At 68.1% G+C, this 6808-nt stretch carries 6 protein-coding genes; 2 read left to right on the top strand and 4 right to left on the bottom strand.

Annotated elements, in window-relative coordinates; genetic code table 11:
- Nucleotides 1–217: 217 nt before the first annotated feature.
- Nucleotides 218–1033, top strand: a complete 816-nt coding sequence (locus E1261_RS09635; protein WP_132404951.1) for an MBL fold metallo-hydrolase — start codon at nt 218–220, stop codon at nt 1031–1033.
- 110 nt (nt 1034–1143) lie between these two features.
- On the opposite strand, the gene E1261_RS09640 is transcribed toward E1261_RS09635, so the two are convergent.
- From E1261_RS09640 to E1261_RS09655, 4 genes are all read right to left on the bottom strand, one after another.
- Nucleotides 1144–2373 (bottom strand): glycosyltransferase, encoded by a 1230-nt coding sequence (locus E1261_RS09640; protein ID WP_132404953.1) that lies wholly within the window; start codon nt 2371–2373, stop codon nt 1144–1146.
- A gap of 2 nt (nt 2374–2375) precedes the next feature.
- Nucleotides 2376–3500 (bottom strand): glycosyltransferase family 4 protein, encoded by a 1125-nt coding sequence (locus E1261_RS09645; RefSeq protein WP_202874534.1) that lies wholly within the window; start codon nt 3498–3500, stop codon nt 2376–2378.
- A gap of 155 nt (nt 3501–3655) precedes the next feature.
- A complete protein-coding gene (locus tag E1261_RS09650; RefSeq protein ID WP_132404954.1) occupies nt 3656–4096 on the bottom strand; it encodes a type II toxin-antitoxin system VapC family toxin in 441 nt (146 codons plus the stop codon).
- Entirely contained in the window at nt 4083–4313 is a 231-nt protein-coding gene (locus E1261_RS09655; protein ID WP_132404956.1) for an AbrB/MazE/SpoVT family DNA-binding domain-containing protein, read from the bottom strand. The genes E1261_RS09650 and E1261_RS09655 overlap by 14 nt, the downstream gene beginning before the upstream one ends.
- A gap of 120 nt (nt 4314–4433) precedes the next feature.
- Between E1261_RS09655 and E1261_RS09660 the strand changes: the two genes are divergently transcribed.
- The gene (locus tag E1261_RS09660; RefSeq protein WP_132404958.1) at nt 4434–6014 is read left to right on the top strand and encodes an acyl-CoA mutase large subunit family protein; all 1581 of its coding nucleotides are present in this window, start codon (nt 4434–4436) and stop codon (nt 6012–6014) included.
- Nucleotides 6015–6808: the final 794 nt, after the last annotated feature.

A 6808-nucleotide genomic window follows, 5' to 3' on the forward strand; every position in this document is an offset into this window, starting at 1 on the left:
CGGCGATAACCCGGCCGGGTTCGATGGTAGTCCTGCTGGCTTGGCGCTTTTGTCCTGACAGGTGTGACATCGCTCTCCCGCGTGTCGTAGGCGGCCCTCAATTGGCCCCGGCAGCCGGGCAGCAGGTGGCCCTCGACCGGTGACCCCGCGGTGTTCTTGACTTCAACCAGGCTTTAACCGCGAGAGTCCGGGCAAAAAGCTATGGAGGGAGATCACGGTGAGTTTCTGGATCTGTGCAACCTGTGCGGTCGAGCACTCCGAGCAGGTGGAGGTGTGCGCGATCTGCGCCGACGAGCGGCAGTGGGTGCCGGCAGACGGTCAGCACTGGACCACGCTGGCGGAGCTGGCCGCGGCTGGGACGGAGGTCGCCATCGAGGCGGTCGAACCCGGCCTGTACGGCGTCACGTCCAAGCCGCCGGTCGGAATCGGTCAGCAGTCGATGCTGGTCACCACGTCCGAGGGCAACCTCCTGTGGGACCCGATCGGCTATCTCGACGATGACGCCGTACGGCGGATCCGCGAGCTCGGCGAAGTCGTCGGGATCGTTGCCAGCCACCCGCATATGTACGGCGTCCAGGTCGAGTGGAGCCACCGTCTAGGCAACGTACCGGTGTACGTGTCGGAGGCCGATGCGCACTGGGTCGCCCGGCAGGACGCGGTGATCCAGACCTGGTCCGGCGTACTCAACCCGTTGCCGGGAGTGACGCTTCTCCAGCCCGGCGGTCATTTCCCGGGGAGCGCGGTCGTGCACTGGGCAGATGGTGCCGAGGGCAAGGGTGTCGTGCTGTCCGGCGACACGATCTTCGCGAACCCCGACCGCACCTCGGTCAGCTTCATGCGCAGCTACCCGAACCGCATCCCGCTGTCCGGCGCGGTGGTCGACCGCGTGGCTCGCGCGCTCGACCCGTACGAGTTCGACCGCCTCTACAACAACTTCGGCTCGGTCATCCCGGTCGACGCCAAGGCCGTCGTACGGCGTTCTGCCGATCGCCACATGGCCTGGACCCGAGGCGACTACGACCACCTGACCTAACGTCCGAAAATCCGGAGGCGGGCCCTCCGATCCTTCGGACGTTACGCGCAGCACCTCGGTAACGTCCGAAAACTGGAGGCGGGCCCTCCGGTCCTTCGGACGTTGCGGGTTTAGGCGGCGATCCGCGCTTGGGCGAGGCGGGTGTGGAGGGCGAGCATGTGCCGGATGCAGGTGTCCCAGTCGTAGAGCTCGGCCCGGCGACGGGCCGCGGCTCGGCGGTTGGGGACCTGTGCCAGCTGCAGTACGGCGTCGGCCAGGGCGACCGGGTTGGCCTGGCCCCAGCGGCCGCAGGTCTCGTCGACCAGCTCGCGGGCACCGCCGGTGTTGGCCGTGACAACCGGCGTACCGGCGGCAAGAGCCTCCAGTACGGCGAGGCCGAACGTCTCGCCCGGGCAGACCGACAGCGCGATATCCGCCTCGGCCAGATGCCGGGCGAGGGTACGCCGACCATCGACGTACCCGTGAAACGTGATCGGCGCCGTACCCGCGATCTCGAGCAGTTCGTCGAGATGCGGACCGGTGCCGTAGACGTCCATCTGCAGCTTGACGCCGCGTCGGTGCAGCTCAGCAGCGGTGGCGACCGCGAGATGCGGGCTCTTCTCGCGGGACAGCCGACCGGCGTGCACGAGCTTCAGTACGCCGTCGTCGGCCGGCTTGCCGAGTGACGGGTGGAAGGTGTCCAGGTCGACGCCGAGCGGGATCCGGACCAGCGGCGTGGTCACGTCGTCGAACTCGGCCGCGGCGTACCGCGACGTCACCACGACCGCGTCGTACGTGCGACTGAGGATCTTGTAGAGCGCGGCCACGGTGGCGACCACATGCAGCTGGCTGGCCTTCACACCCTCGGCACGGCGCTGGACGCTCTCACCGGTCCAGCGGCTGGTGTACGTGGTGACCTCACCGAGCATCCGGCCCGGGCGCAGTACGTCGTGACCGCCCAGCTGACCGGGTCTCGCCGCCCCGAGGGCCAGCATCGCGTCCAGGCGCTCGTGGCTGAACAGGACGCTGCCGACATCGTTCTTGCGGGCCCAGCGAGCCACCGGGAGCAGGGTCGACTTGTCGGAGATCTCGACCGTGGTCGGCTGGAACTTCTTCAGTACGTCGATCACGTTCCACGGCGTGGTGATCAGCCGGTAGCCGCCACTCACCTTCGGCGCCTTCACCCGGACGACCGTGCCGGACTCGGTCTCCACGATCTCGTCCCGCTCGCCCGGGGTGATGACGATCCGGTCCGCGCCGGCATCGACGTACCCCTGACCGATGTGCTCGATCGCGGTCCGCATCCCGCCGGAGGTCGGTCCCACGAAATTGGCCAGCTGGGCGATCCGCAGGCTACTCATACTCAAGCCACCTGCCGTACGGCGGCGGCTTCGCGCAGGACCTGGGCGTAGTGCCGGTCGACCAGGTCGTCGACCACCGCCGGCCAGGTACGGGACTGGACTCGCTGGAGGCCGCTGGCTGCCATCCGGGCGCGGGCTTCCGGGTGGTCCAGCAGGGTCTTGACGGCGTCGCGGAGCGATCCGGCCTGACCTGGTTCGAAGAGCAGGCCGTTGACGCCGGGGTGGATCAGATCCAGCGGACCGCCTGCGGCCGGGCCGACAGTGGCGACGCCGGAAGCCTGCGCCTCCTGGATCGTCTGGCAGAACGTCTCGTGCTCACCGGTGTGCACGAATACGTCCAGCCCGGCGAAGATCGTGGCCAGGTCAGCACCCCGGCGCATCCCGAGGAAGGTTGCCTGGGGCAACGCATGCTCCAGGGACGCGCGGTCCGGGCCGTCGCCGACGATCACGATCTGGCAGCCCAGATCGGTCAGCTCGGCGAGTCGCCGTACCTTCTTCTCGGCTGCCAGACGACCGACGTACCCGACGATCGGCTTGCCGTCCGGGGAGATCTCGCGACGCCAGCTCTCGTCGCGGTGCTGCGGATCGAACAGTTCGAGATTCACACCGCGGCCCCAGTGATAGACCCGCGGTACGCCGCCCTGCACCAGCGCCTCGACCGACGCGGTGGAAGGTGCGAGCGTCCGGTCGGCGCGCGAGTGTGTCCGCCGTACCCAGCGCCAGATGCCACGGTCCGCAGCGGCGAACCAGGGGTACTGCCGGGCGAAGCCGGCGATATCGGTCTGGAAGATCGCAACCGTCGGCAGCCCGAGCCGGCGCGCGGCCCGCAGCCCGTAGGCGCCGATGATGAACGGCGAGGCCAGGTGCACCAGATCGGGCTGGAACTCGGCCATCGCCCGCTCGATCGACGGATCCGGCAGCCCGACCGGAAACTCCTTGTAGCCAGGCGTCCGGAAGCTCCGCGCCCGGATCACCTGCACGTCACCGTAACTGTCCGGGCCCGGTCCGGGCGCGATGATGAGCAGCTCGTGCCCGCGGGCCCGAAGCCGGTCGGCGACATGGCGAGCCGTGTTCGCCACGCCATTGATCTGCGGCAGGAAGGTCTCGGCAACCATCACGATTCGCACACTTCGGAGGTTCCCCACCGCGCATGAACCCTCGGCGACGTGTCCGTAACGCGTTGTGGATTCCCTGTCGACGCCTTCAAGGACGCTTGATGTCTGCCCGGTGACGAGCGAGCGGCTACCGGTTGCTCAGACACGAACTCTGGGCACCAGCAGACTCAACCGTCCGGCGTCAGCAGCCTGACCGACGGGAAGTACGTGCTGTAGCGAGCAGTGTCCCGGGTCAGGAGACGGTAGCCGGCCACCGCGGCATGGGCGCCGATGTAGAAGTCGGCCAGCGGGGATCGGCGGGATCCGCCGCGCCGGCGGTAGGCGACGTACGCCTTCCCGGCCAGGAAGCCGGCCTCGAACGGCAACGGCTCACGGCGGATGTAGCTCTGGTCGAGGGCGTCGTCCAGCTCCTCGATCGAGGTGAAGTCCACCGATACCTCGGCGTACACGATCGCGTTGATGACCAGCGGCCCCTCGTCGGCCGCCTCGGCGAGCGTCTGCTCCGACCAATCGGCCCACTGAGGATCGTTGGTGGTCAGGTCGAGAATCACGCAGGCGTCGACCAGTGTGACCGGACGGCGGACGACGCTGAGCTCAGTCCTCGCCACGCAGCAGTTCCATGATCTCGTCGGTGCTCATCCCACTGGAGCCGCGACCCCGCAGCCGCCCCGCGACCTGCCGCCCGACGGAACGGTTGTGCTCGGCTCTGGTGATCTGAACGATGTTGCCGCGGATGACGAAATCCACCTCGTCGCCCTCATGCAGGCCGAGGTGCTCGCGGACCTCGGTGGGAATCGTCACCTGCCCCTTGGCTCTGAGCTTCATCGCTGCCTCCACAGTAGGAATCCAACTAGTAGGAATCCTACCAGCCCCCGGTCGTGGCGTGCCCGATCTCACCTGGTTTGTGCATACCAGTGGAGGGGTGGTTCCGCCTACGGTGGGGAGATGAGTCATCGCAGTGAGTCCGGATTCGAGTTCGCGCCGGTGTACGACGCGGGCGCGCTGGACGGGTTCGACCCGGCGGAGAAGCTGGGGGAGCCGGGGAAGTTCCCGTTCACCCGGGGTGTGTATCCGACGATGTACACCCAGCGGCCGTGGACGATGCGCCAGTACGCCGGGTTCGGGACGGCCGCGGAGTCGAACCAGCGGTACCACCAGCTGATCGATGCCGGGACGATGGGGTTGTCGGTCGCCTTCGACCTGCCGACCCAGATGGGTTACGACTCCGACGCCACGATCGCGTCCGGCGAGGTCGGCAAGGTCGGGGTGGCGATCGACTCGATCGACGACATGCGGATCCTGTTCGACCGGATCCCGCTGGACCAGGTGTCCACCTCGATGACGATCAACGCGCCGGGGTCGGTGCTCCTGCTGTTGTACCAACTGGTCGCGGAGGAGCAGGGGGTCGCCGGTGAACAACTCACCGGGACGATCCAGAACGACGTACTGAAGGAATACATCGCGCGCGGGACGTACATCTACCCGCCGAAGGAGTCGCTGCGGCTGATCAGCGACATCTTCGCGTACTGCCAGGCGGAGCTGCCGCGCTGGAACACGATCTCGATCTCCGGCTACCACATGGCCGAGGCCGGGGCGACGCCCGCGCAGGAGATCGCGTTCACGCTCGCGGACGGGATCGAATACGTCCGTACGGCGGTCGCTGCCGGGCTCGACGTGGACACGTTCGCGCCGCGGTTGTCGTTCTTCTTCGTGGCCCGGACGACGCTGCTCGAAGAGGTCGCGAAGTTCCGCGCCGCCCGGCGGATCTGGGCGCGCGTGATGCGGGACGAGTTCGGCGCGAAGAACCCGAAGTCGCACATGCTGCGGTTCCACACGCAGACCGCCGGGGTGCAGCTGACCGCACAGCAGCCGGAAGTGAACCTCGTCCGGGTCGCCGTGCAGGGGCTGGCCGCCGTACTGGGTGGGACGCAGTCGCTACACACCAATTCGTACGACGAGGCGATCGCCCTGCCGACCGAGAAGGCCGCCCGGCTCGCGCTGCGCACGCAGCAGGTCCTCGCCTACGAGACCGACATCACCGCGACCGTTGACCCGTTCGCCGGCTCGTACGTCGTCGAGGCGCTGACCGACAAGGTCGAAGCCGAAGCGGTCGAGCTGATGAGCCAGGTCGAGGAGTACGGCGGTGCGGTGGCCGCGATCGAGAAGGGTTTCCAGAAGCAGGAGATCGAGCAGTCGGCGTACCGGATCTCGCTCGAGATCGACTCCGCCGAACGGGTGGTCGTCGGCATGAACAAGTTCAAGGTCGCCGAAGAAGAGCCCTACGAACCCCTCCGCGTGGACCCCGCCATCGAGGCCCAGCAGGTAGCCCGCCTGGCCACCCTCCGCGCCGAACGCGACCAGGTCGAGGTGGACGCAGCCCTGGCCGACCTGAAGAAGGCCGCCGAAGGCACCGACAACTGCCTCTACCCGATGAAACGAGCCCTCAAAGCCCGAGCCACCGTAGGCGAAGTCTGCAACACCCTCCGCGAAGTCTGGGGCGTCTACATCCCCGCCGACACCTTCTAGAGGACACCGGTCCGCGGCGACAGCCTTTTGCCGCCGCGGGGGCGCGCTGCGCTGTGCCCCGGTAGGTGGGTTGGGGCGGGGGCGGACGTGCACCACCGTCTAACCCCCACAAACGCTCGCCAACGAAGTGCCGCCAGGCGTGGCACGGCCGGTGCGGAGCGAGTTGGTGGGTGATGGGAGTCCGCGATGAGCCCTCGCTGTCCTGTGGCCCGGACACCCAGGCCATCACAATTGCGTGCTGGACGCGGTTCCACGCGGGAGCGCCGGGCGCGTCGGCAGTTGTGATGGCCTGGCGGTCCGCACCTGCGGCACTGACCAAGTGCCTCCGACCACGAAAGTCGGCTGGCTGTTGAGCGGGCAGACCCTGGGCGGCGTGGGTTGATCAGTGCGGGCGGTCCGCCGCGGGACGGATGACACGCCCGCCACGCACGACGATCGCGTTGGCCTGGACGGAGCGCTCCGCCTCGGCGATCTCGTCCTCGGTGATGACACCGTGATCGGCCTCGTAGTCCGCGATGACCGGTTGACGGCCTGCAGTCGGCGCTCGTGCGCGAGTCGCCGTAGACGAGCGCCGGCGGACAAACGCACGCTTCGGACGCGCTGGCCCGCACCCGCCACTCGCCCGCACTCGGGGCAATCACTTCCGGCGCAATCACCCGCCGGAGGCGGCGACGGAGCTGTCGCTGGGGAGCTCTCAGTCGAGGAGGGCGGCGGAGGTTAGCAACGTGGTGGCTAGGGAGATTGATTCTTCGGAGGGGTCGAAGGTGGGGGTGTGGAGGTCGCCGGTGGTGTCG

It is taken from the genome of Kribbella albertanoniae (assembly GCF_004348455.1).
Classification (GTDB): domain Bacteria; phylum Actinomycetota; class Actinomycetes; order Propionibacteriales; family Kribbellaceae; genus Kribbella; species Kribbella albertanoniae.